This window comes from Pseudomonas sp. 14P5.3.2, from assembly GCF_057799175.1.
On record NZ_JBYOKU010000008.1, the window covers coordinates 142,108 to 167,556 of the forward strand.

Consider the following 25,449-nt stretch of genomic DNA (forward strand, 5'->3'; position numbering starts at 1 on the left):
GGATTATAGCGACGGTTTGGCGGCTGTGCTATCCGAATAATCCGATACGGTTACACGAAGAAACGTTGCGGCGAATTCATCCGGGGGCAGTGGCAGGCTGACGATGTAGCCCTGAATCTGTTCGCAGCCTTCGGCGGCGAGGAATTGTTGCTGGGCCTGGGTTTCCACGCCTTCGGCAATCACGGTGAATTGCATGCTCCGGCCCAAGGCGATGATCGCTCGGACAATCGCTGCATCGTGCGGGTCATCGGGCAGTCCGCGGACAAATGACTGGTCAATCTTGAGGATGTCCAGCGGCAGGCGTTTCAGGTAACTGAGCGAAGAATAACCGGTGCCGAAGTCGTCGATCGCCAGTTGAACGCCCAGATGTTTGAGCTGGTGCAGCACCGCCAGTGCTTCTTCGGCCTGGCTCATGATGAAGTTTTCGGTAATTTCCAGTTGCAGTAAATCCGGCTGCAGGCGGTTGTCCCTGAGCAGTTGTTCGATGCGCCCGAGCAGATTCGGCTGCCGCAGTTGCGCGCCGGCCAGGTTGACCGACAGCGGGCCAAGGCTGTCGTAGATCTGATTCCACTCGAACATCTGCCGGCAGGCGGTCTCGAGCACCCAATCGCCGATCTGCAGGATCATGCCGTTCTCTTCGGCCAACGGGATGAAGTGCTCCGGTGGCACTTCGCCGAAGGTCGGGTGGCGCCAGCGGATCAGCGCTTCGGCACCGACCAGGCGATGGTCGTCGAGGCTGATTTTCGGTTGGTAGTAGAGGAACAATTCTTCGCGCTCGATGGCCCGGCGCAGTTCGTGCTCCAGTGCCACGCGCTCGCTGGCCTGGGCGGTGAGGTCACGGGTGTAGCTTTCGACGCGGTTGCGGCCCTTGGCCTTGGACCGGTACATCGCCGCGTCGGCGTTTTTCACCAGGGTGGCGACATCACAGCCGTCCCGTGGATACAGGCTGGTACCGATGCTGGCGCTGATAAAAAACTCGTGCTCACCAGCCTGAAACGGTGCGCTAAAGCAGTTGAGCAGTTTGATTGCGATGTTGTCGGCATCGCTGACTTGTTGCAGGCCCGGCAGCAGGATGATGAACTCGTCGCCCCCCAGCCGCGCGACGGTGTCGATATCGCGCAGTTGTTCTTTCAGGCGCACGGCAATGCCCTTGAGCAGCAGGTCGCCGACCGGGTGGCCGAGGCTGTCGTTGATGTGTTTGAAACGGTCGAGATCAAGGAACAGCACCGCGCCCTGACCACCGTTTTCCTGCTGGCTGTTCAGCGCGGTCAGCAGGCGGCTTTCGAACAGCGTGCGATTCGGCAGGCCGGTGAGCGGGTCATGGTGTGCTTGATAGTCGAGCTTGGCTTGCGCGTGTTTGAGGCTGGAGATGTCAGCAAATACCGCGACGAAGTGAGTGATGAACTTGTCGCGGTTGCGCACGGCGCTGATGGTCAGCCAGCTCGGGTACAGTTCGCCGTTCTTGCGCCGGTTGGAAATCTCGCCCTGCCAGTGTCCCTCGTCGGTCAACTGGTGCCACATCGCTGCGTAGAACGCGCTGTCGTGCAGGCCGGAGGCGAGCAGGCGCGGGGTGTGGCCGAGGGCTTCACTTTCGCTATAACCGGTGATTTCGCTGAACGCGCGGTTGACCGCGCTGATGTGCTGCTGAGTGTCAGTGATCAGTACGCCTTCGGCAGTGCTCTCGAATACGGTGGCGGCCTGTTGCAGCTTTTCCTGCATCAAATGGCGCTCGGTGATGTCCCGGGCGATGGTCAGCATGCAGTCTTCGTCGCCGATCGGCAGGGGGCGGCTGGACACTTCGCACAGACGGATCTGCCCGTCGCTGCGACGGATATGGCAGGTAAAGTCGCGTACGAAGCCGTCGCGGTGCAGCAGATCGAGCATCTGCTTGCGTTCGTTGAGGTTGACCCAGATCCCCAGGTCCAGCGCCGAGCGATCCACCGACATCGCGCTGTTGAAGCCGGTGATGCGGCTGAAGCCCTCGTTGACCTCCAGTAACAGGCCATCGCTTTGCCGCGACAACAGTAATCCATCCGGCGAGGCGTGGAAGGCCTTGGCGAACTTCTCTTCGGAAGTTTGCAGTTGCTGTTGGGTTTCCTTGAGCTGGGTGATGTCGCGCACTACGACCACCAGCGCCGGAGTGGTGTCGAGATCGAACGGCTCGGCGGAAATCAGGCCGGTGAACACATGGCCATTGTTGCGGCGAAAAGGCATCTCCAGGTTGCGGATGCTACCGGCCTGCAAGCGCTGCAACAGTCCCGGGCCGACCCCGGGAATGCCCCAGATGTTGAGTTCAGTGGCGGTCTGGCCGACGACTTCTTCCGCTTTCAGGCCTATCTGTTCTTCAAAGGCTTCGTTGACTTCCAGCAGGCAGCCATCGGAAAGCCGCGCGATCACCAGAATGTCCGGGCATTGCTGGAACACCGAGGCGAACTTCTGTTCCGACAGGCGCAGCGCTTCTTCGGTCCGTTTGGTTTCGCTGATGTCGATCATCAAGCCGCGCATCACCGGCTCATGGCCATGTTCAATCAGACTGACGATGTCGCGCACCCACAGACAGCGCCCGTCTGCGGTGATCACCCGATAGTCGAGGGTGTGATCGCGTCCTTCACGTACCGCGTCATCACAGATGGCCTCGGCGCGGGTCAGGTCGGCGGGGTGGATGATGTTGCGCCAGAAGCCCGGAATCAGCCAGTGCGCCTGTGGATAACCGAGCAGATCCTCGGCATGGGGCGACACATAGCTGTAGGTGAAGTCGCTTATGCGCGCTTCCCAGGCGATGGCCGACAGGCTTTCCACCAGCCCGCGGTAGTGGTATTCGCTGCTGCGCAATTCCTGTTCGAGGTCGACACGTCGGGCAATTTCCGAACTCAAGCGGCGATTGATGCGAATGACCACCGCCAGAATGATCACCAGCAGCGACAGACCGGGTAGACCATAAATCAGCAGGTCCGACCAGAATGTCCGATGGTCGAGGACGTTGCCGACCCAATGTTCCTGAATGCTGCTGATCTCGTCCGGGGTCATGTCGGCGAGGACTTTGTCCAGAATCTCCACCAGCATTTTGTTGTCACGCGGTACAGCCATCGCCAACTGGTAGCGGTACGGTGTTTCGCCGCTGACGTACAAGCCTTCGAGCTTGAGTTGGCGCAGGCTCCAGACACTGGAAGCGAGATCGCCGACAACCGCGTCGACCTGGCCGGTGGCCAATGCCTGCAAGGTCGAGCTGACATTGGGCATGGCCACCAGATTCAGATCCGGGTGATGTGTACGCAGCAGTTCATGGGGGGCGTAGTTTTCCACGACCGCAATTTTCAAACCGTACAAATCCTCTATCTTGCGGGGCTGGGCGCCGCCGACGTGGGCGAGGATGACAATGGGGAAGTCGAGGTAGGGGCGGGTGAATGACAGATAGTTTTGCCGCTCCGGGGTGGACATGATGCCCGGCAGCAGATCGATTTTGCCGTGTTTGACCTGCTCCAGTACTTCGGTCCAGCTCGACGGTTCGACGGGGGTGAGATTGATCGCCAGTCGCTGGCGGATCAGGCCGATATAGTCGGCGGCCAGGCCCTGATAGCGGTTTTCATCATCGCGGAACTCGAAAGGCGGCCACGAAGCATCGACACCCAGGCGCAAGTCCGGGTGAGCCGCCAGCCAGCTACGTTCTTCATCGGTCAGAGTCAGCGCGTCAGCCGTTGCGGTCCAGATCATCAGTGACAGCAAGAAAAGCAAGGGCGCCAGTCTGGGCATAACCGTCTCGTTATGGCACGGGATTCATTGTTTTCGAGTGTAGACGGGGTATGCAGGGGAGGGGCGGTGAGAGGGATTTAATCTGCCCATAAACAAAACCCCCGGCCTGGGCCGGGGGTTCTGGTATCACTCGTCGAGGAAGGAGCGCAGATGCTCGCTTCGCGTCGGGTGGCGCAGCTTGCGCAGCGCCTTGGCTTCGATCTGACGGATCCGCTCACGCGTTACGTCAAACTGTTTGCCCACTTCTTCGAGTGTGTGGTCGGTGTTCATGTCGATACCGAAGCGCATGCGCAGTACCTTGGCTTCACGGGCAGTGAGGCCGGACAGCACTTCGCGGGTCGCTTCTTTCAGGCTTTCAACGGTTGCAACATCGATTGGCGACTGCATGGTCGAGTCTTCGATGAAGTCACCCAGATGAGAGTCTTCGTCATCACCAATCGGGGTTTCCATGGAGATCGGCTCTTTAGCGATCTTCAATACCTTGCGGATCTTGTCCTCAGGCATTTCCATGCGTTCGCCCAGCTCTTCCGGGGTCGGTTCGCGACCCATTTCCTGCAGCATCTGGCGGGAAATGCGGTTGAGCTTGTTGATCGTCTCGATCATGTGCACCGGAATACGGATGGTGCGGGCCTGGTCGGCGATCGAGCGAGTGATCGCTTGACGGATCCACCAGGTGGCATAAGTCGAGAACTTGTAACCACGACGGTATTCGAACTTGTCCACCGCTTTCATCAGACCGATGTTGCCTTCCTGGATCAGATCGAGGAATTGCAGGCCGCGGTTGGTGTACTTCTTGGCGATCGAGATCACCAGACGCAAGTTGGCTTCAACCATCTCTTTCTTCGCGCGGCGGGCCTTGGCCTCACCGATCGACATGCGACGGTTGATGTCCTTGATTTCAGCGATGGTCAGACCGGTCTCGGTTTCCAGCGCGGTCAGCTTCTGCTGGCAACGAATAATATCCGGCTGTACGCGACCAATGGCTTCGGCGTATTTGCTCTTGCCTTTGGCCAAGGCGTCGGACCAGCTTTCGTCGACTTCATTGCCCGGGAACTGACGCAGGAAATCGGCGCGTGGCATACGTGCATCACGTACGCACAGTTGCATGATCGCGCGCTCTTGCTGACGCAGACGATCCAGGGCACTGCGAACACGCTCGACCAGGGCTTCGAATTGCTTCGGCACCAGTTTGATCGGCATGAACAGCTCGGCCAGGACCAGCAACTCGGCAACCGCTGCCTTGTTGTGACGACCGTGCTTTTTCAGGGCCTTGCGGGTGATTTCCATCTGATCGGCCACAGCGCCGAAACGCTGGGCAGCGATGACCGGATCCGGACCGCTTTCGGCTTCTTCTTCGTCATCCGAAGCTTCGGCGTCATCGTCGTCGGTATCGTCGTCAGCCTTCGCGGCTTTCGCGTCGATCGGCGGTGGCACTTCGGCAGCCGGCGGCGCAATGCCGTCGTCCGGGTCGATGTAACCGCTCAGAACGTCGGACAGGCGACCACCTTCGGTGGTGACGCGAGTGTACTCGGAGAGAATGTGGTCAACCGTGCCAGGGAAGTGCGCGATTGCGCTCATCACTTCACGGATGCCTTCTTCGATACGTTTGGCGATTTCGATTTCGCCTTCACGAGTCAGAAGCTCGACCGTACCCATCTCACGCATATACATGCGCACAGGGTCAGTGGTGCGACCGATATCGGTCTCCACCGCTGCCAACGCGGCGGCTGCTTCTTCCGCAGCGGCCTCGTCGGTATCGGCGTCGGCCAACATAAGGGCGTCCGCATCCGGAGCACTCTCGTGTACGGGGATCCCCATGTCGTTAATCATGCGGATGATGTCTTCCACCTGCTCCGGATCTGAAATATCCTCGGGCAGGTGGTCGTTGACCTCGGCGTAAGTCAGATACTTCTGCTCACGACCCAGTTTGATCAACTCAATAATACGAGACTGCTGTTGCGCTTTTCCGGACATAACACCCTATCCACTGAAGGTCTTGGCGGGCAAAAAACAAGCCGAGGATTATACCTGAGCTATGACCTCACGCGCCAGTTGAGGTCGGGTTTGATGCGGAAACATTGCGACTTAGAAGGTCGCGCAGTTGATTTTTCTCTTCGGCGCTCAGTTCGCTTTGACGCGCTTTCCTGAGCAACTGTTCCAGATTTCGCTCGCGTTGGCGGGCTGACAAGCTAGTAATGGTGTCGAAAAACTGTTGTTCAAGGTTTTCTCCGTCAATCAGCCACTCCTTTTCCGCCAGTGCCTTGAGCAACCGACCTTGTTCAGTGCCGTGCCATCGCGCGATCAACTGAAATGAGTTTAGCTTGGGATTCTTCTGTACGGCCTCGAGCAGCGCCACAAGTAACTGTGCGTTGGTCTGATTTTCGTCCGCAATGTGTCCGGCGTCTTCAACGCGCTTGGCCAGTTGCGGGTGGTGCAGCAATGTACGCAGGGCGGTCAGGGTTGGCGACTCGACGCCAATCGGCGTGCGTGGGCGCTGTTGATCGCGATCACCGCCGCGCTTGCCGTTCTTGTCCCAGGGTTTCTTGTCCCATTTCTTGCCGCCGGCGCCGGGTTTCTTTGGCGTCCACTCCTGCTGCGGCACGTACATATCCTGTGCCTGCGGCTGATGGTAGTCGCTGTAGTCCGGCATTGCGTCGTAATCGATGCCCGGATCGTAGGCGGGCGGCGCTTCCTGTGGTGCGCTTTGGGCCAGCTGACTGACGGTTTCGCTGCTCAGACCGGTGATTTCAGTCAGGCGCTGACGCATCAGGATGCGCAGGTTGGCGCCCGGCACTTTGTCGATCAACGGTGCGGCGAGGGTGGCCATGTGAGCCTTGCCTTCGAGCGAGCGCGGATCGGCTTCCTCGGTCAGTTGCTGGAAGAAATAGTCTGCCAGCGGCTGCGCATGCTGATTGATGCGTGCCTTGAAAGCGTCAGTGCCTTCGGCGCGAACCAGGGTGTCCGGGTCTTCGCCTTCCGGAAGAAACAGGAAGCGCGCGCGGCGTCCATCCTGCAGGCACGGCAGTGTTGCTTCCAGGGCGCGCCATGCAGCGTTGCGGCCGGCCTGGTCGCCGTCGAAACAGAACAGAACGTTCGGCACGACGCGAAACAGGCGCTTGAGGTGTTCTTCGCTGGTGGCTGTGCCCAGGGTCGCGACGGCATTGCGCAAGCCTTGCTGGGCCAGAGCGATGACGTCCATGTAGCCTTCGACGACGATGATTTCATCGAGATTGCGGTTGTTCTTGCGTGCTTCATAGAGGCCGTAGAGTTCCTGGCCTTTATGGAACACCGGAGTTTCCGGCGAGTTCAGGTATTTCGGCTTGTCGTCACCCAGTACCCGGCCGCCGAAAGCGATGATCCGGCCGCGGGTATCACGGATCGGGAACATCACGCGATCGCGAAAGCGGTCATAGCGTTTGCCGGTTTCAGCGTTCTCGATCAGCAGGCCGGCGTCGATCATGGCTTTCTGCTGCAACGTGTCGCTGCTCAAATGCTTGAACAGATTGTCCCAGCCCGGCGGTGCGAAACCCAGGCCGAAGTCCCGGGCGATCTCGCCAGTCAGGCCGCGGCCCTTGAGGTAATCCACGGCGGCTTTGCGTGCGGGATGGCTCTTGAGCGCCTGCCGGTAAAAATCGGCGGCGGCGGTGAGCAGCGGATACAGTGGTGAATCGGTCGGTTGCCGCGGTTTGTGCGGGCGACCGCTTTCCTCGCGGGGGATTTCCATGCCGGCGGCTTTGGCCAGGTCCTCGACGGCCTGGGGGAAATCCAGGTTGTCGTGGTCCATGAGAAAGCCGAGGGCGTTGCCGCCGGCGCCGCAGCCGAAGCAGTAATAGAACTGCTTGTCGGGGCTGACGCTGAACGACGGGGTTTTCTCTTTATGAAACGGGCAGCAGGCGGTGTAGTTCTTGCCGGCCTTTTTCAGTTGCACGCGCGAGCTGACCACGTCGACGATGTCGGTGCGGTTCAGGAGGTCGTCAATAAAGCTCTGGGGAATCAGCCCGGCCATGGCGTTCTCGTCTGTGCTTGTAATGAGTCCGATGCGAAGGGCGGCCGGACGCAGGTCTTGAGTGAGGCGCACAAAATGGGCGGCTCGACCGGTGTCGTTTGCGTGATCGCTGTCGGGAAGTGTATCTGCCGAAAATCCACTGACGTTAGTGCCTATCAGTCTTCGACTATTTGAAAGTGTTGCGCTGAATCCGCTGACGGCCGATAAATGGCCTCGGATAGCTCAATAAAACGGGCACGCATGCAGGTGCCTTGGGCTGATCGTCGTGAGAGGAATCAGTGGGTGTGCTCGTCAGTAGCCTTGAAAGGCTCGTCAGAAAAGACGTGCACCGCTGGCAAAAGAGCCAGGCCTGACGCGGTGAAGCGGTTTTGTCTCGATCGCATGTGCGGCTTCGACGGTGAAGCATCAAGCGTTTTACGCAAATGCCATTAGCCCGGCTGAGGGCCGGGCTTAGGCAAGAAGCTTGCTACGATCGTCTGTGTATTAGTACAGACGAACGGCGCGGCGCTGTTCGCGCTGAACTTTCTTGGCGTGACGCTTAACAGCGGCTGCTGCTTTGCGCTTACGCTCAGAAGTTGGCTTCTCGTAAAATTCGCGGCTACGAACTTCAGCCAGTACACCGGCTTTTTCGCAGGAGCGCTTGAAACGACGCAGAGCTACGTCGAAGGGTTCGTTCTCTTTAACTTTGACGGCTGGCATCCAGAGCTACCTTCATTCATTACCGGGGTCAACATCCTCGCGGCAAAAGAGCACTTGAAGACGTCGGTTTTTAAGGGTTGCGGATGTTAACCCCTCATCGCTCGGAATGCAAAGCCTCTGATCGAAAACCGCTAGTCGGGGCATCGCATGGCGACTATTATGCGCGCCTTCGAATTCAGCCTAAACAAGGCGCAAACCCATGCTAGTACTGGGATTAGAAACTTCCTGCGACGAAACCGGCGTCGCATTATACGACAGCGAACGCGGCCTGCTGGCCGACGCGCTGTTCAGTCAGATCGACCTGCACCGTGTTTATGGCGGTGTGGTGCCGGAGCTGGCCTCGCGTGACCACGTCAAGCGCATGCTGCCCTTGATTCGTCAGGTGTTGGCCGAGGCTGACTGCGTGCCGACCGAGATCGACGCGATCGCCTACACCGCGGGCCCGGGCCTGGTCGGAGCGCTGCTGGTCGGTGCCTCTTGCGCGCAGGCGCTGGCGTTTGCCTGGGGTATTCCGGCACTCGGAGTCCACCACATGGAAGGCCACTTGCTGGCGCCAATGCTGGAGCCAAAACCGCCGGAATTCCCGTTCGTCGCTTTGTTGGTTTCCGGTGGTCATACGCAGCTGGTTCAGGTCGATGGCATTGGCCAATACAGCCTGCTCGGCGAGACACTCGACGATGCTGCCGGCGAAGCGTTCGACAAGACTGCGAAAATGATGGGCCTCAATTATCCGGGCGGGCCGGAAATCGCCAAGCTGGCCGAGAAGGGCGCCGCAGGGCGTTTCACCTTCCCGCGTCCGATGTGTGATCGCCCGGGTCTGGATTTCAGCTTCAGCGGTCTGAAAACCTTTGCCCTCAACACCTGGCAGCAATGCGTCAGCGCCGGGGACGACAGCGAGCAAGCCCGTTGCGACATCGCGCTGGCGTTCCAGCAGGCCGTGGTGGAGACTTTGACCATCAAGTGCAAGCGCGCGCTCAAACACGCGGGCATGAAGCGTCTGGTGATCGCTGGCGGCGTCAGCGCCAACAAGGCGTTGCGCGCCTCGCTGGAAAAGATGCTCGGCGACATGCAGGGCGAGGTGTTCTATGCCCGTCCCGAGTTCTGCACCGACAATGGCGCGATGATCGCGTTTGCCGGTTGCCAGCGTTTGCAGGCCGGTCAGCAGGAAAGTCTGGCGATCAGCGTGCAGGCGCGCTGGCCGATGGAGCAGTTGTCGGCGCTGTGATGGGCGGTGTGGCTGAGCGGTATTTAAAAATGCCGTTCGCGCCCGGCAAACAGGTCGCGTAGATTGCCGCGGTGGCGCCAGACGATCAGCAGCGTCAACGCGCTCATCGGCAGTAGCGCCTCCGGTTCTTGCCACGCAAGCAAGGGCAGGGTCAGGGGCGTGGCAATCAGCGCCGCCAGCGAGCTGGTGCGGGTCAGGTAGAACGTCAGCAGCCAGGCACACACCGCCAGCAGTGCGGCGGGCGGATACAGACCCAGCAACATGCCGGCAGCCGTGGCGACGCCTTTGCCGCCGCGAAAACGGAAATACAGCGGGAACAGGTGACCGATCACGGCGCACACGCCGATCCAGGCCTGATCCTGCAGCGAAAGGCCTATGGCCGCTGCGATCAGCACCGGTACCAGGCCTTTGCACAGATCACCCAGCAGGGTCAGGATCGCCAGTTTGCGACCGGCCAGGCGCAGCATGTTGGTGGCGCCGGCATTACCCGAGCCACTCATTCGCGGATCCGGATTTCCGGTCAGGCGGCTGAGCAAAATGGCGAAGGACAGAGAGCCGAGCAGGTAGGCGAGGATCGCCACTAACCAAAACATGCTAACTATTCCGGGCGAGGACGCCCTGATTCTAACGGCGCATTGCGCCCTTGTCGTGCAGCGGAGAAAAGTGCTTGGACAGAGTGTTTATCGAGGGCCTGGAAGTTGACACCGTGATCGGTGCCTACGACTGGGAGCGCGGCATCCGACAGTGCTTGCGTCTTGATCTGAGCTTCGCCTGGGACAATCGCCCGGCAGCGGCCGGTGACGACCTGACCCTGGCGCTCGATTACGCCAGCGTTTCCACGCGCATCCAGGCCTTTGCCGAGCAATCCCAGTATCAACTGGTCGAGACCTTTGCCGAGCGTCTGGTCGAAGTGCTGATGGCCGAATTCAAGATCACCTGGGTTCGTCTGAAGCTGACCAAGCCTGGCGCCGTGCCGGCCGCCAAGGGTGGCGTGGGTGTGGAGATCGAGCGCGGATGTCGCTGACTCAGGTGTACCTCGGGCTCGGTAGCAATATCGAGCGCGAAACCCATTTGCGCGCCGGACTCGACGCATTGGCGACGTTTCTGGTGGATATCCGCTGTTCGGCGGTGTTCGAGAGTCAGCCGGTGGGGATCAAGAGCGGGCCGTTCTACAACTTCGTGGTCTCGGCGCAGACCGATCTGCCGTTGATGGAACTGGATCGGCGCCTGAAATTCATCGAAGCCGATAACGGTCGCTATGCGCCGGATCGCAAGGGGCTGCCGCTGGATATCGACGTGCTGTTATACGGCGATCTGACCGGTAACTTCGACGGCTTGATTCTGCCGCGTGCCGAAATCCTGAAAAACGCCTTTGTGCTGTGGCCGCTGTCGCTGATTGCGCCGGATCGGGTGCATCCAGGTGTGGGAAAAAGCTTCGCGACGTTGTGGGCCGAGGCGCAGATTGATCAGGTGTTGGCGCCGGTGGCCTTTGAGTGGCGTGGGCAGCAGCTGACGTCTTCGGATTTGCGTTGAATTAACTGCCGCTTTCGCGAGCAAGCCCGCTCCCACATTTGCAATGCATTGCCCTTGTGGGAGCGGGCTTGCTCGCGAAGCTTTTCAGGCTGACGCCTCGTCTTTGTAGGCTTTTAGCGCCTTCAGTCGTTCTCGCTTCAGCGCTTCGCCCAGTTCCGGGCCTTTGAATCCCTTCTCCAGCAACGGCTGCACCGCGACTTCCCGTGCAGCCTTGGCAGCGCCGCGCAGATAATCCGCCTGTGGGTAACTGCGCTGCTCCAGGCCCTTGCGTCCACGGGCATCCATCTCGCAGGCGACGATGAATTCCTCAAAACGCTGCGGGCGGCGATACACGTCAAAGCTCTGCAGCAGCTCCAGCAAGGTCGACGCCTTCAGCTCCAGGGCGCGGTGGCCATGGATGTGGTACTCGCCGACTAGCAACGCCAGTTCCTGGCAGTCCTTCGGTGCCTTGAAGCGTTCGTTGACCGCTTTGATCAGCTTCAACCCGGTGTGTTCATGGGCGATATGTCGTGGCCACTCTTCTTCCGGCGTCAGGCCTTTGCCGAGGTCATGCAGCAGACAAGCCCAGCGTACCGTTAGCGGTTGTTCGTGCAGCGCTGATTGCTCCAGAACGCTGAGAGTGTGCAGGCCGGTGTCGATTTCCGGATGATGAGCCTCCGGTTGCGGCACGCCAAACAGCGCGTCGACTTCCGGCATCAATACTTTCAAGGCGCCACAGTCGCGCAACACCTGGATGAATACCTGCGGCTGATCTTCCATCAGTGCGCGGGAGATTTCTTTCCAACTGCGTTCGGCGGTCAGCGCCTGCAGTTCACCGGACTCGCTGAGCTGGCGCATCAGTTCCAGCGTTTCTGGTGCGACAGTGAAGCCAAGACTGGCATATCGGGCAGCAAAGCGCGCAACGCGCAGCACACGGAGCGGATCTTCGGCGAATGCGGGGGAAACGTGGCGCAGGATGCGCGCTTCGAGATCGCGCTGGCCATGATACGGATCGGTCAGGTTTTGCTGGTCGTCTTCGGCGATCGCGTTGATCGTCAGATCACGGCGGATCAGGTCTTCTTCGAGGGTGACTTCGGGGCTGGCGTGAAAGGTGAAGCCGCCATAACCGCGACCGCTTTTGCGTTCGGTGCGGGCGAGGGCGTATTCCTCGCCGGTCTTGGGGTGAAGGAATACCGGAAAATCCGCTCCAACCGGGCGATAACCCTTGGCGAGCATCTCGTCTGCCGTGGCGCCGACCACCACCCAATCAATATCGGTTACCGGTAAGCCGAGCAAGCGATCGCGCACCGCGCCGCCAACCTTGAAAATCTGCATAAAAAACCTCCGTTAGCCCGACAGGATAACCCCTGCGCCGGACTTTCGGAGGTCAGAGCCGCATCTAAAGATGAATCACGGCCAAGTCGAGCCGACCGTAATCGCCTTCGCTGTGTTCACTTCGCGGCGGTACATGGTGGGTTTTCATGATCTGGTCACCCTGCAGGGTTTCCAGATGAATATCGAAGCCCCACAACCGGTGCAGATGTTTCAGTACCTCGTCGGTGGAGTCGCCCAAGGGTTTGCGGTCATGTTGCTGGTGACGCAGGGTCAGCGAGCGGTCGCCGCGCCGGTCGATGCTGTAGATCTGCACGTTGGGCTCGCGGTTGCCGAGGTTGTACTGCGCAGCCAGGGTTTCGCGGATGATTCGGTAGCCGGTTTCGTCATGGATCGCCGGTACCAGCAAATCGTCCTTCTGATCGTCATCAAGAATGCTGAACAGTTTCAGGTCACGGATCACCTTCGGTGACAGGTATTGCAGGATGAAACTCTCATCCTTGAAGCTGCTCATGGCGAACTTGATGCTCGACAGCCAGTCAGAGCCGGCGATGTCCGGGAACCAGCGCCGGTCTTCCTCGGTGGGGTTTTCGCACATGCGGCGGATGTCGCGATACATCGCGAAACCCAGTGCGTAGGGGTTGATCCCGTTGTAGTAAGGGCTGTCGAAGCCGGGCTGGAACACCACGCTGGTGTGCGAGGTGAGGAATTCCATCATGAACCCGTCGGTCACCAAACCCTCGTCGTACAGGTCGTTCATCAGTGTGTAGTGCCAGAACGTGGCCCAGCCTTCGTTCATCACCTGAGTCTGGCGCTGTGGATAAAAATACTGGGCGATCTTGCGCACGATCCGCACGATCTCCCGTTGCCACGGCTCCAACAGCGGCGCGTGTTTCTCGATGAAGTACAGGATGTTTTCCTGTGGCTCGGCCGGGAAACGGGCGTTGTCCTTGTCGCTGTATTTGTCCGCGCCTTTGGGGATGGTGCGCCACAGATCGTTGATCTGCTTCTGCATGTGTTCTTCGCGATCCTTCTGCCGCCGGCGTTCTTCCTCGGCGGAAATCGGATACGGACGCTTGTAGCGGTCGACCCCGTAGTTCATCAGCGCATGGCAGGAGTCGAGCAGGTCCTCCACCGCGTCGATACCGTGGCGCTCTTCGCATTGCATGATGTACTGCTTGGCGAACACCAGGTAATCGATGATCGAGCTGGCGTCAGTCCAGGTGCGGAACAGGTAGTTGCCCTTGAAGAAACTGTTGTGCCCGTAGCACGCGTGAGCGACCACCAGCGCCTGCATGCAGATGGTGTTTTCCTCCATCAGGTAGGCGATGCACGGGTCCGAGTTGATCACGATTTCGTAGGCCAGCCCCATCTGGCCGCGGCTGTAGGATTTCTCGGTGCTGAGGAAGTGTTTGCCGTAGGACCAGTGGTGATAGCCCAGTGGCATGCCGACCGAGGCATAGGCATCCATCATCTGCTCGGCGGTGATCACTTCGATCTGGTTGGGATAGGTATCCAATGCGTAGCCGGCCGCAATCCGGGCGATTTCGCGGTCGTAGGCCTGGATCAGCTCGAACGTCCATTCGGAGCCGGTGGAGATGGGTTGGCGTTTCTGCTCTTTGGCGGTCATGTCACTAACCTGCGCTGGAAGAGTTCACGGAAGACCGGATAGATATCCCCGGCCGAGACCAGCTGCTGCTGGGCAAACGTGTCGGAAAAGGCTTCGGCAATGCGTTCGTATTCGTACCAGAGGGCCTGGTGCTCGCGCGGGGTGATCTCCACATAAGTGTAGTACTGCACAAACGGCATGATCTGGTTGATCAGGATGTCGCGGCAGATCGGCGAGTCATCGTTCCAGTTGTCGCCGTCGGAAGCCTGCGCGGCATAGATGTTCCATTCGTTGCTCGGGTAGCGCTCGGCCATGATCTCCTGCATCAGCTTCAGCGCGCTGGAGACGATGGTGCCGCCGGTTTCCCGTGAATAGAAAAACTCTTCCTCGTCCACTTCCCGGGCGCTGGTGTGGTGGCGGATGAACACGACGTCGATCTTGTCGTAGTTACGCTTGAGGAACAGGTACAGCAGGATGAAAAAGCGTTTGGCGATGTCTTTGGTCGCCTGGGTCATCGAGCCGGAAACGTCCATCAGGCAGAACATTACCGCTTTCGAGCTGGGGTTGGGTTGCTTGATCAGCAGGTTGTACTTGAGGTCGAAGGTGTCGAGGAACGGCACGCGATGAATGCGCGCGCTGAGTTTTTCGATTTCCGCTTCGAGTTCCTGAATATCGCCGAAGTTATCCGGCTCTTCACGCTTTAATCGCGCCAGTTCCTCTTTGGCCTCGCGCAGTTTGGCACGGCTGCTGCCGGACAGCGCAATGCGCCTGGCGTGAGCCGAGCGCAGGGTGCGGATGATGTTGATCCGCGACGGGTTACCCTCGTTGCTGATCCCGGCGCGCACAGTCTTGAACGTGTCGGTACCACTGAGGTTGCGTTTCACCAGATTCGGCAGTTCGAGGTCTTCGAACATGAATTCGAGGAATTCTTCCTGGGTGATCTGGAAAACGAACTCGTCCATGCCCTCGCCGGAATTGCCGGCCTTGCCCGGACCGCGTCCGCCGCCACCCCCCGGTGGACGGGCGATATGTTCGCCGGCAGTGAATTCCTTGTTGCCGGGATGAACCACGGTCTGCTTGCCGCCGCGACCGTGGTGAAGCACCGGTTCGTCGATGTCGCGACCGGGAATGCTGATCTGTTCGCCGTGTTCCATGTCGGTAATGGAACGCCGGCTGACCGCCTCTTCGACAGCCTTCTTGATGTGATCACGGTAACGCCGCAGGAAGCGCTGGCGGTTCACCGTGCTCTTGTTCTTGCCATTGAGACGTCGGTCGATCACATAACTCATAGGAAGCCCTCCGGGCAGCTTCAAGTTGTGAACTTCAAGCTGCAAGTAAAAGCAGGTTCCCGGGCATCTGGGTTACGCGCTTTGTTCTTGCAGCTGATAGCTAGAAGCTTGCAACTGCTTCACTGCGACTTCCGGACCCGCAGGTACCACTCGGACAGCAGTCGTACCTGTTTGTCGGTGTAGCCGCGTTCGACCATTCGAGTAACGAAGTCGTTGTGTTTCTGTTGATCCTCTTTGCTGGCCTTGGCATTGAAGCTGATGACTGGCAGCAGGTCTTCGGTGTTCGAGAACATTTTCTTCTCGATGACCACCCGCAGTTTTTCGTAGCTGAGCCAGGTCGGGTTCTTGCCGTTGTTGTTGGCTCGGGCGCGCAATACGAAGTTGACGATCTCGTTGCGGAAATCCTTCGGATTGCTGATGCCGGCCGGTTTCTCGATTTTCTCCAGTTCTTCGTTCAGGGCGACACGGTTGAGAATCTCGCCGGTTTCCGGGTCGCGGTATTCCTGATCCTGAATCCAGAAGTCCGCATACAGCACGTAGCGGTCGAAGATGTTTTGCCCGTATTCGCTGTAAGACTCCAGGTACGCGGTCTGGATCTCCTTGCCGATGAATTCGATATAACGCGGCGCCAAATATTCCTTGAGGTAGCGCAGGTAGCGTTCGCGGGTCTCGGCCTGGAACTGTTCCTGTTCGATCTGCTGTTCCAGCACATACAGCAAATGCACCGGGTTGGCGGCGATTTCATGCGGATCGAAGTTGAACACCTTGGACAGGATCTTGAATGCAAACCGGGTCGACAGGCCGTTCATGCCCTCGTCGACGCCGGCCGAGTCGCGGTACTCCTGAATCGACTTGGCCTTTGGATCGGTGTCCTTGAGGTTTTCCCCGTCGTAGACGCGCATCTTCGAATAGATGTTGGAGTTTTCCGGCTCCTTGAGGCGCGACAGCACGGTGAACTGCGCCAGCATCTTCAGGGTGTCGGGTGCGCAGTGGGCCTTCGCCAGCGAACTGTTGAACAGCAACTTGTCGTAGATTTTCACCTCGTCGCTGACCCGCAGGCAGTACGGCACTTTGACGATGTAGATCCGGTCGATGAAGGCTTCGTTGTTCTTGTTGTTGCGGAAGGTGTGCCACTCCGATTCGTTGGAGTGCGCAAGCAGGATCCCGGTGAACGGAATCGCGCCGAGGCCTTCGGTACTGTTGTAGTTGCCTTCCTGGGTGGCGGTCAGCAAAGGGTGCAGCACCTTGATCGGTGCCTTGAACATTTCGACGAATTCCATCAGGCCCTGGTTGGCCCGGCACAGCGCACCGGAGTAGCTGTAGGCGTCGGCGTCGTTCTGTGGGTACTCCTCGAGTTTGCGAATGTCGACCTTACCGACCAGCGCCGAGATGTCCTGGTTGTTCTCGTCGCCCGGTTCGGTCTTGGCCACGGCGATCTGATTGAGGATCGACGGGTACAACTTGACCACGCGGAACTGGCTGATGTCGCCGCCGAATTCGGCCAGGCGTTTGGTCGCCCAGGGCGACATGATGGTGTTCAGGTAGCGCCGTGGAATGCCGAAGTCTTCCTCGAGGATCGCGCCATCTTCGGTGGCGTTGAACAGACCCAGGGGCGATTCGAATACCGGTGAACCCTTGATCGCGTAGAAGGGCACCTTTTCCATCAGCTGTTTCAGCTTCTCGGCCAGGGACGATTTACCGCCACCGACGGGGCCGAGCAGGTAGAGGATCTGTTTCTTCTCTTCCAGGCCTTGGGCGGCATGGCGGAAATACGAGACGATCTGGTCGATGCATTCTTCCATCCCGTGGAAGTCTTCAAAGGCCGGATAGCGACGGATCACCTTGTTGGAGAAGATGCGCGACAGCCTCGAATTGGTCGATGTGTCGAGCAGTTCCGGTTCGCCGATGGCCATCAATAGACGCTCGGCTGCGGAAACGTAGGCGCTCCGGTCTTTCTTGCACAGCTCCAGGTACTCTTGCAGCGAGAGTTCTTCCTGGCGTGTGGACTCGAAGCGTTGTTGGAAGTGGCTAAAGATACTCATGACGTCACCTCGCTCGATACGTGGAGCCGACGCCGGATCACTCAGTCGATGCTGGCAAGCAGCCGCTGTGGCCACTTGTTTACCCCCCAGAACACTTTCGCGGTCGACAACCTTGAAAGTCACTCCCGATGACCCGTGCGCCGGTGTACCGGCTCTCCCCTGTTTTGGATGGCCTGGGCTTAAGGATAGTTGGGAATTCGGGAGGTAAAGGGGAGATACGTAATTAGTTGTGGCAGACCGTTCGTCTGCCCCGCGCAGGCCCACGGCAGCCGGGGCCTGCGCGGGACAAAAAAAATTATTCGGGCGTGCCTTGCGCGGTTTCTGCAGGATAAGTCGTACGCCACAACTCGAAACCGCCGTCCATGCTGTAGACGTCGGAGAAGCCCTGGCTGATCAGGTACGCGGCCGCGTTCTGGCTGGAGTTGCCGTGGTAGCAGACCACTACCAATGGCGCGTCGAGATCGGCGTTGCGGATGAAGTCGGCGATAGAGTGGTTATCCAGATGGGTCGATCCGGCGATGTGCAGCGCGGCATAGGTTTGCGGGTCGCGGATATCGACGACCACGGCGCCTTCCGCGCGCAGAGTGTGGGCCTGTTCCGGGGGGATTCGTTTGAATTCGCTCATGGCGGGTTCCTGTTGCTCGGCAGAATGCGCAGTCTAACGCGGCGCGCTGACTGGCGACGTTTCGGGGATAAGTGGTGCGACTGATGGTGCAAGGCCGCCATGTTCATCGCACTTGCAGGACACGCGCTCGCCGCTGTCGACGTTCATCAGGGTCAGGCTGCCGCCCCAGACACAACCGGTGTCCAGCGCAGAGATACCCGGTTCGTGAACGTCGCCTTCCAGCGCGGCCCAGTGACCGAAGATGATCCGCAGACCTCGGGTCTTGCGCTCCTTGTGCTGGAACCACGGTTTGTAGCCGGGCGGGGCGGTATCGAGGCCTTCCTTGCTTTTGAGGTCGAGCTTGCCCTCGGCGGTGCAGAAGCGCATGCGGGTGAAATAGTTGGTGATGACGCGCAGGCGGGTCACGCCCGTGAGCTCGCTGTCCCATTTCGCCGGCTCATTGCCGTACATGCCATCCAGGTAAAGCGGAAACAGGTTGTCGTCACGCAGTGCCGCTTCGGCCTCGGCCGCGTACTTCAGGGCCTTGCGCAAGGACCACTGCGGAGGGATGCCCGCATGCACCATGGCCACTTCACGTTGCTCGTCGTAGTGCATGAGCTTTTGCTGGCGCAGCCACTCGAGCAGATCGGCCGCGTCGGGGGCTTCAATGATCTCGCGCAGGGTATCGGACTTCTTCAGGCGCTCAATGTTGTTGGCCGCAGCGAGCAGGTGCAGGTCATGGTTACCCAGTACGCAAACCAGCGAGTCGCGCATGCCGTAGAGAAAACGCAGGGTCTCCAGCGATTGCGGGCCGCGGTTGACCAGGTCGCCGACCAGCCACAGCCGATCGAGCTTCGGGTCGAAAGCCACTTGCTTGAGCAGACATTTGAGCGGTTCGAGGCAGCCTTGCAGGTCGCCGACGGCGTACGTCGTCATCAGTGCAAGGCTCCGGGTACGGCGAGGCGGAAAGGCTTGATGATCGCGTCGAAATGCTTGCCGTCGTCGGCGACCATTTCATAAGAGCCCTGCATGGTGCCGACCTTGGTGGTCATCACTGTGCCGCTGCTGTAAGTGTGGCTCTTGCCTGTGTCGATCAGCGGTTGCTGGCCGACGACACCGGCGCCGCGCACTTCTTCGACATGCCCGTCACCGTCGGTGATCACCCAATGCCGCGACAACAGCTTGGCCGGGAGCGCGCCATTGTTTTGCACGGTGATGGTGTAGGCGAAGGCGAAGCGGTTGTGCTCGGGTTGCGATTGGTCTGCCAGATAGTGGGTGACGACACTGACATCGACCTGATAGCGAGAATCGGACATGCAAAAGGGCCTTAAGCAAAGCGGAACGCGAGGCGTAGCTGATGGGGAATCAGTCTAGGCAAGTATCGGGCAGTAAACCAGAGTGGCGTCCTGCCCGATAGCGTTCATCGCCGGTCAGTCGGCGGCGGGGGCTTGCGGGGCTTGTTCGCTGAGCTTGTCGGCCAGGCGCACGAATGCGGCCAGGTCCAGTTGCTCGGGGCGAAGGCTGCCATCGACGCCGGCGGCTTCGATCTCGGCAGCGGTCATCAATTGCTTGAGGGTGTTGCGCAGTGTCTTGCGGCGCTGGTTGAACGCTTCGCGCACCACGCGCTCGAGCAGGCGATGATCCTTGGCCGGGTGCGGCAATACGGCGTGCGGCACCAGACGGACGATGGCCGAGTCGACCTTCGGCGGCGGGTTGAACGCGCCCGGGCCGACGTTGAACAGGTGTTCCACGCGGCAATGGTACTGAACCATGATCGACAGACGACCCCAGTCGCCACCACCGGGGCCCGCGGCTAGACGCTCGACCACTTCCTTCTGCAGCATGAAGTGCATGTCGCGAATGATGCCGGCGTTATTCAGCAGGTGGAAAATCAGCGGCGTGGAGATGTTATACGGCAGGTTGCCGACCACGCGCAGGCTGTTCGGCGCGGCGTTCAGTGTATTGAAGTCGAACTTCAGCGCATCGCCCTGATGCAGGTTGAAGTTGCTCTTGCCGGCGAACTGCTGGTTGAGGATCGGGATCAGGTCCTTGTCCAGTTCCACCACGTCGAGCTGCGCGCCGGAGTTGAGCAGGCCAGCCGTCAGTGCGCCCTGGCCCGGGCCGATTTCCAGCATGCGGTCGCCGGATTTGGCGCTGATGGAGCGCAGGATGCGGTCGATGACGCCGGCATCGTGCAGGAAGTTCTGGCCAAAGCGTTTGCGCGCCTTGTGTTGGTATTGCTCGGTCATAAACGGGTCTCGGCCATCTGGTAGGCGGTTTCCAGGGCGACCTGCAGGCTGCCGGTGTCGATCTTGCCGCTGCCGGCCAGATCCAGAGCGGTGCCATGATCGACCGAGGTGCGGATGATCGGCAGGCCAAGGGTAATGTTGACCGCGGCGCCGAAGCCTTTGTACTTCAGCACGGGCAGGCCCTGGTCGTGGTACATCGCCAGCACTGCATCGCAGTGCTCCAGATATTTGGGGGTAAACAGAGTGTCGGCAGGCAGCGGGCCACGAAGGTCCATGCCCTCGCCGCGCAGGCGCTCTAATGTAGGTTCGATGATGTCGATTTCTTCATGGCCCAGGTGTCCGCCTTCACCGGCGTGCGGGTTGAGTCCGCAGACCAGGATGCGTGGCTGGGCGATGCCGAATTTGTCTTGCAGGTCGGCGTGCAGAATCCGTGTGACCCGCTCCAGCCGATCAGGGGTGATTGCATCGGCAATCTCGCGCAGCGGCAGGTGAGTGGTGACCAGCGCCACGCGCAAACCGCGGGTGGCGAGCATCATCACCACTTGTGCGGTATGGGTCAGGTCGGCGAGGAATTCCGTATGCCCGGAGAACGGGATGCCTGATTCGTTGATCACGCCTTTGTGTACCGGAGCGGTGATCATCCCGGCGAAATCGCCGTTCAGACAGCCGTTGCCGGCGCGGGTCAGGGTTTCCAGAACGAATGCGGCGTTAGCCTTGTCCAGTTGCCCGGCAACCACGGGGGCGCTGAGCGGGGTATCCCAGACGTACAGGCTGCCGGCGGGTGCCGGTACATCCGGCCAGTGATCTGGCGCCACCTCCAGCAAAGTGACGGCCAGCCCCAGCTGCGCGGCCCGCTCGAGGAGCAGGTCGCGGCTGGTGATGGCAATCAGGGGGTGTGGCTGGGCTTGCGAGGCGAGCAGCAGGCACAGGTCGGGACCGATGCCGGCTGGTTCGCCGGGTGTCAGCGCGAAACGCTTGGGTTTCACTGCGCTGCCTGGTCTGCACCAGGGAGTTTGATTTCTACGTAGGCTTCTTCACGAATCTGACGCAGCCAGTTTTGCAGCTCTTCATCGTATTTTTTGTTACGCAGAACGGTCATTGCCTGTTGCTCGCGGGCCTGCTCGGTGCTGTCAGTGGCGCGGCGGCCAAGGACTTCCAGAACGTGCCAGCCGTACTGAGTCTGGAACGGCTTGGACAGCTGACCTTGTGGGGTCTTGGCCATCACTTCGCGGAATTCCGGTACCAGTGCGTTCGGGTCGATCCAGTTCAAGTCGCCGCCGTTGAGCGCCGAACCCGGGTCTTCGGAGTAGTTCTTTGCCAGTTCAGCGAAGTCTTCACCCGCCAGGATGCGTTCGTACAGCGACTGCACCAGCGCTTTGGTCTTGGCTTCGTCGCGGATCGGGCTTGGCTTGACCAGAATGTGGCGCACATGCACCTCATCACGCATCTGGGTTTCACCGCCACGCTTGCCGAGCACTTTCAGGATGATGAAGCCACCTGGTGTGCGTGCCGGTTGGGTGATATCACCCACCGCCATGTTGCTCAGCTCGCGATCGAACGGAGGTGGCAGTTGAGCGGCTTTACGCCAGCCCATGTCGCCGCCTTCCAGAGCGTTGTCGCTGCCGGACTTGGCAACGGCCAGTTGACCGAAGTCAGCGCCTTGCTTGAGTTGCTGGTAAACGTCCATGGCCTGACGATAAGCGCTCTGAATCGCTTCAGAGTTGGCACTTTCCGGCGTTGGAATCAGGATGTTCGCCAGGTGCAGCTCTTCGGACAGTTGCATCTTGCCCAGATCGGAGGCGAGGAAGTTCTTCACTTCCTGTTCCGACACCTGAATACGTTCTGCCACGCGGCGCTGACGCACACGGCTGATGATCATCTCGCGCTTGATCTGGTCACGGGCGTCGTCGTAGGACAAGCCGTCGTGAGCCAGAGCAGCGCGGAATTGATCCACGGTCATGTTGTTGCGCTGAGCGATAGTGCCGACCGCCTGGTTCAGCTCTTCATCGGTAATGCGGATGCCGGAGCGTTCGCCGATCTGCAGTTGCAGGTTTTCGACGATCAGACGCTCGAGCACCTGCTGATCCAGCACGCCGGGAGGCGGCATGCCGCCCCCGCGCTTGGCAATGGTCTGCTGAACTTCGTGGACACGCTGGTCCAGTTGGCTCTGCATGACCACGTCGTTATCAACGATCGCGACCACTTTATCGATGGACTGTACCGCGGCGTTCGCCGCAGTACCCAGGAACAGCGCGCCCAGCAGCAGCGGGCGCAGACAATCAGAAAGCTTGGTCTTCACGTTGACGATAACCTTGGATGCCTTTGTCGAGGAAGGTTTCAGTCTTGGCGCCGGTAAGGCCGCCGAGTCCCTTCAGAACAATTTGGAGGAAGACGCCGTGGTCGCCTTTTTCGTTTTGCGGAGCTTCCTGACTGAATTCGTCGTAGGAAACCCAGTAACGGTTGATCAGGCGAAGTTTCCAGCAGCAGTTGTCGTACTCGAAACCACCGAAGGCTTCCAGCGTACGGTTGCGGTTGTAGTCGTACTGCCAGCGGCTGATCGCGCTCCACTGTGGAACGATCGGCCAGATGACCGAGAAGTCATGCTGCTGGATCTTGTAGTAGTCCTTCACGTAGCCAGGCTGTCCCGGGGTGCCGTAGTCGCCACCGCCCACCGTCCATTTGCCGGTGGTCTGGTCGTAGCGAACCTGGTCGTTACGATAGCGATAGCCGACGTTGACGATCTTGTTCGGGTTGTCCTCAGGCTGGTAATGGAACATCGCACTACCGGAACGCGGGCTGCGGCTGTCCGGGTCCCAGTTGTAGTCGGCAGTGGTGCGCCAGTCGCGGTTCCAGCGGTATTCGTATTCCAGTGCGTATGGCGATACGTCGGACTGGGCATCTTTGCGATCCTTGAACGCGATGCCTGGCAGTTGTACTTCACGATCCTTGAAGTAGTAAGCCTGGCCGACGCTGATGCGCTGACGCTCGAAACCGTTGTCTTCGATCCAGCGGCTGGTCACACCCAACGACAGCTTGTTCTCGTCGCCGACGCGGTCGGAGCCGGAGAAGCGGTTGTCGCGGAACAACGACGCGTAGTTGAAGGTGTATTCACTGGTGTCGAATACTGGAATGTCTTCCTGATCAACCTTGGGTACATAGAGGTAGAACAGACGCGGTTCCAGGGTCTGGCGATAGTTCGTGCCGAAGTACGACGTGTTGCGGTCGAAATACAGGCCGCTGTCGACGCTGGCAATCGGTACGCCACGGTTCTGGTTGCTGTCGAAGGTGCCGTTGAGTTTGTTCTGCTCAGCGGTTTGATTTGCGATCTGGCCTTTGCCAATACTGTCCAGATCCAGCTGGTACTGGGTGTACTGGTATTTGAGCGATGGTTTCAGGAAACCGTAGGTCCAGTTCATCGGCAGGCTGACGCCTGGCTTCAGATTCAGACGGTCGCCGTTAGCGCGCGCCAAGCCTTGGACGTTTGTATCCAGGCGTGGCGAGATGGTGCCATCTTCATCGGTAAAGTTACCGTTTTGCAGGTCACGATCGAACCGAACAATTTCGGTCTCGTAATCGAAATTCAAACCTTCCGGGTGATACGGCAGCTGACCATTGAAGGTGATCTGCGGCAGACGGCCGTAAGGCGTGATGTTCGAAACGGTTGCCAATTGGTACTGCTGCGCATTCAGGCGAGCGGTGTAGCTGTCGCCGCGATAGGTCACCGAACCTTGCTGATTCACGAAGTCCTGGCTCTTCACACCGATCTGATCGGTGGTCAGATCCTGGAAGTAATACGGATCGCTGATCTTGGTGTAGTCAACCTGGGTATACACACGGGAGTCGAGACCACCCTTGTGTTGCCAGTTGTACATGTAGCGATTTTTTTCGTAATCAGACTGTTTGCTGCGATCGGTATCTTCATCGTTCAGATACGCCGCACCGAACTGACCTTCGCTGGACTTGGTCAGGTAGCGGAACTCGCCTTCCATCAACAGGCCACGCTTGCTCATGTAGCGCGGATACAACGTGGCATCGTAGTTCGGTGCCAGGTTGAAGTAGTACGGGGTGACCAGCATGAAGCCGGTGTCGCTGCCGGTGCCGATGGTCGGCGGCAGGAAGCCCGACTGACGACGGTCATCGATCGGGAAGTAGATGTACGGCGTGTACAGGATCGGAATGTCCTTGACCCGCAGCGTCACGTTGGTCGCGGTACCGAAGCCGGTGGCAGGGTTCAGGGTGATGTTGTTGCCCTTGAGCTGCCAGGCGTTGCTGTTCGGTTCGCACGTGGTGTACGTGCCGTCCTTCAAGCGGATGATCGCGTTTTCGGCACGCTTGGCGTACAGCGCGTTACCGCGGATGCGCGATTTGTGCAGCACGTATTCGGCGTTGTCGACCTTGGCTTCACCGGTATCGAGCTGCACATCGGCGTGGTCGCCGACGATCAGTGCACCGTTGTCGCGAATGCGCACGTCGCCGTTGAGTTCGGCGCGGCTCTCGGCCTGGTACAGGCTGGCCTCGTCGGACTCGACCTGCATGCTGCCCTGACGCAGGACCACGTCGCCGGCCAGCGTACCCACCTGATCTTCGGTGTTGTAGCGCGAGGCTTTGGCGCCGATAAAGGTCGGTGCGTCACTTTTATTCGTCTTGTCATTCATGCCAGGACGAATCGGTTCGATATAGGAACCAGAGCAGTAAGGACCGGTCTCGGCCAATTGGGCGGCGGTGAGCTTCTCGCGCGGAACCCAGTCGAGGTGACTGTAGTCTTCGCTACGGGATTTCAGGCCGCGACCTTTGGCTTCGGTGACCAGCACAGGCTTGGCGCCGGTGTCGGAAGTGGAACCGTTCTGGGCCGGGGCTTCGCCAGCGGCGCTGACGGCACTGCCGTCATGCACCGGACGCGGCGGCAATGCAGCTGCCGGCGTCTTGGGCGCACAAGCCCAGCCACCCGTTGCCGAGACGGCGCAGTCATACTGCTCGGCGGCGACAACGAATTGACTGGCCAGAGGTTGCATAGCCAGCAGACTGCCGGTTACCAACAACGGAAATTTTTTACGAAACGCGGGGGATTTCAATGCCATCTTATTAGTCCGGGCTTCCTGCGTGCCATCTGCCCGCGGTGTGGGCCGCACGCC

Annotated in this window: 19 protein-coding genes; 3 read left to right on the top strand and 16 right to left on the bottom strand. The window is 59.6% G+C overall.

Annotation, left to right across the window (positions count from 1 at the left end; genetic code table 11):
* Positions 1-3: 3 nt before the first annotated feature.
* The 4 genes from AC27VU_RS09060 to rpsU form a co-directional block, all read right to left on the bottom strand.
* Positions 4-3,750 (bottom strand): bifunctional diguanylate cyclase/phosphodiesterase, encoded by a 3,747-nt coding sequence (locus AC27VU_RS09060; RefSeq protein WP_488723899.1) that lies wholly within the window; start codon positions 3,748-3,750, stop codon positions 4-6.
* A gap of 126 nt (positions 3,751-3,876) precedes the next feature.
* Entirely contained in the window at positions 3,877-5,724 is a 1,848-nt protein-coding gene (rpoD, locus tag AC27VU_RS09065; RefSeq protein WP_003228865.1) for an RNA polymerase sigma factor RpoD, read from the bottom strand.
* A gap of 67 nt (positions 5,725-5,791) precedes the next feature.
* Complete coding sequence (gene dnaG / locus AC27VU_RS09070) at positions 5,792-7,756, bottom strand: DNA primase (RefSeq protein ID WP_003228863.1); 1,965 nt, start codon at positions 7,754-7,756, stop codon at positions 5,792-5,794.
* Between the two features lie 483 nt (positions 7,757-8,239).
* Entirely contained in the window at positions 8,240-8,455 is a 216-nt protein-coding gene (gene rpsU, locus AC27VU_RS09075) for a 30S ribosomal protein S21 (protein WP_002551877.1), read from the bottom strand.
* Positions 8,456-8,654: 199 nt separating this feature from the next.
* Here rpsU and tsaD point away from each other — a divergent pair, with 199 nt between their 5' ends.
* Complete coding sequence (gene tsaD / locus AC27VU_RS09080) at positions 8,655-9,680, top strand: tRNA (adenosine(37)-N6)-threonylcarbamoyltransferase complex transferase subunit TsaD (RefSeq protein WP_003228861.1); 1,026 nt, start codon at positions 8,655-8,657, stop codon at positions 9,678-9,680.
* 23 nt (positions 9,681-9,703) lie between these two features.
* Here the strand turns inward: tsaD and plsY are convergent, their stop codons facing one another.
* Positions 9,704-10,273, bottom strand: a complete 570-nt coding sequence (gene plsY, locus AC27VU_RS09085) for a glycerol-3-phosphate 1-O-acyltransferase PlsY (protein WP_103485902.1) — start codon at positions 10,271-10,273, stop codon at positions 9,704-9,706.
* Positions 10,274-10,347: 74 nt separating this feature from the next.
* Between plsY and folB the strand changes: the two genes are divergently transcribed.
* Together folB and folK are read left to right on the top strand one after the other, a co-directional pair.
* Positions 10,348-10,704 carry a dihydroneopterin aldolase gene (gene folB, locus AC27VU_RS09090; RefSeq protein WP_003228857.1) on the top strand — a complete coding sequence of 119 codons (357 nt, stop codon included), beginning with the start codon at positions 10,348-10,350 and terminating at the stop codon, positions 10,702-10,704.
* Entirely contained in the window at positions 10,695-11,213 is a 519-nt protein-coding gene (gene folK, locus AC27VU_RS09095; protein ID WP_003228855.1) for a 2-amino-4-hydroxy-6-hydroxymethyldihydropteridine diphosphokinase, read from the top strand. The genes folB and folK overlap by 10 nt, the downstream gene beginning before the upstream one ends.
* 84 nt (positions 11,214-11,297) lie before the next feature.
* On the opposite strand, the gene AC27VU_RS09100 is transcribed toward folK, so the two are convergent.
* The 11 genes from AC27VU_RS09100 to AC27VU_RS09150 all read right to left on the bottom strand — a co-directional run bounded on the left by AC27VU_RS09100 (position 11,298) and on the right by AC27VU_RS09150 (position 25,395).
* Positions 11,298-12,527 (bottom strand): multifunctional CCA addition/repair protein, encoded by a 1,230-nt coding sequence (locus AC27VU_RS09100; protein ID WP_488723900.1) that lies wholly within the window; start codon positions 12,525-12,527, stop codon positions 11,298-11,300.
* A 64-nt stretch (positions 12,528-12,591) separates the two neighbouring features.
* A complete protein-coding gene (locus tag AC27VU_RS09105; protein ID WP_003228850.1) occupies positions 12,592-14,154 on the bottom strand; it encodes a SpoVR family protein in 1,563 nt (520 codons plus the stop codon).
* Positions 14,151-15,422 carry a YeaH/YhbH family protein gene (locus tag AC27VU_RS09110; RefSeq protein WP_003228849.1) on the bottom strand — a complete coding sequence of 424 codons (1,272 nt, stop codon included), beginning with the start codon at positions 15,420-15,422 and terminating at the stop codon, positions 14,151-14,153. The genes AC27VU_RS09105 and AC27VU_RS09110 overlap by 4 nt, the downstream gene beginning before the upstream one ends.
* 119 nt (positions 15,423-15,541) lie before the next feature.
* Positions 15,542-17,464 (bottom strand): PrkA family serine protein kinase, encoded by a 1,923-nt coding sequence (locus tag AC27VU_RS09115; RefSeq protein ID WP_003228848.1) that lies wholly within the window; start codon positions 17,462-17,464, stop codon positions 15,542-15,544.
* Between the two features lie 295 nt (positions 17,465-17,759).
* A complete protein-coding gene (gene glpE / locus AC27VU_RS09120; protein ID WP_488723901.1) occupies positions 17,760-18,089 on the bottom strand; it encodes a thiosulfate sulfurtransferase GlpE in 330 nt (109 codons plus the stop codon).
* Positions 18,090-18,122: 33 nt separating this feature from the next.
* On the bottom strand, positions 18,123-19,004 hold the full coding sequence (locus AC27VU_RS09125; protein WP_003228845.1) for a symmetrical bis(5'-nucleosyl)-tetraphosphatase: 882 nt from the start codon (positions 19,002-19,004) through the stop codon (positions 18,123-18,125).
* Positions 19,004-19,384, bottom strand: a complete 381-nt coding sequence (apaG, locus tag AC27VU_RS09130) for a Co2+/Mg2+ efflux protein ApaG (RefSeq protein ID WP_003228843.1) — start codon at positions 19,382-19,384, stop codon at positions 19,004-19,006. Before apaG ends, AC27VU_RS09125 begins: the two co-directional genes overlap by 1 nt.
* A gap of 114 nt (positions 19,385-19,498) precedes the next feature.
* On the bottom strand, positions 19,499-20,317 hold the full coding sequence (gene rsmA, locus AC27VU_RS09135) for a 16S rRNA (adenine(1518)-N(6)/adenine(1519)-N(6))-dimethyltransferase RsmA (protein ID WP_003228841.1): 819 nt from the start codon (positions 20,315-20,317) through the stop codon (positions 19,499-19,501).
* The gene (gene pdxA / locus AC27VU_RS09140; RefSeq protein ID WP_103485898.1) at positions 20,314-21,303 is read right to left on the bottom strand and encodes a 4-hydroxythreonine-4-phosphate dehydrogenase PdxA; all 990 of its coding nucleotides are present in this window, start codon (positions 21,301-21,303) and stop codon (positions 20,314-20,316) included. Before pdxA ends, rsmA begins: the two co-directional genes overlap by 4 nt.
* On the bottom strand, positions 21,300-22,616 hold the full coding sequence (surA, locus tag AC27VU_RS09145) for a peptidylprolyl isomerase SurA (RefSeq protein ID WP_003228836.1): 1,317 nt from the start codon (positions 22,614-22,616) through the stop codon (positions 21,300-21,302). Before surA ends, pdxA begins: the two co-directional genes overlap by 4 nt.
* On the bottom strand, positions 22,597-25,395 hold the full coding sequence (locus AC27VU_RS09150) for an LPS-assembly protein LptD (protein ID WP_003228834.1): 2,799 nt from the start codon (positions 25,393-25,395) through the stop codon (positions 22,597-22,599). Before AC27VU_RS09150 ends, surA begins: the two co-directional genes overlap by 20 nt.
* Positions 25,396-25,449 lie beyond the last annotated feature (54 nt).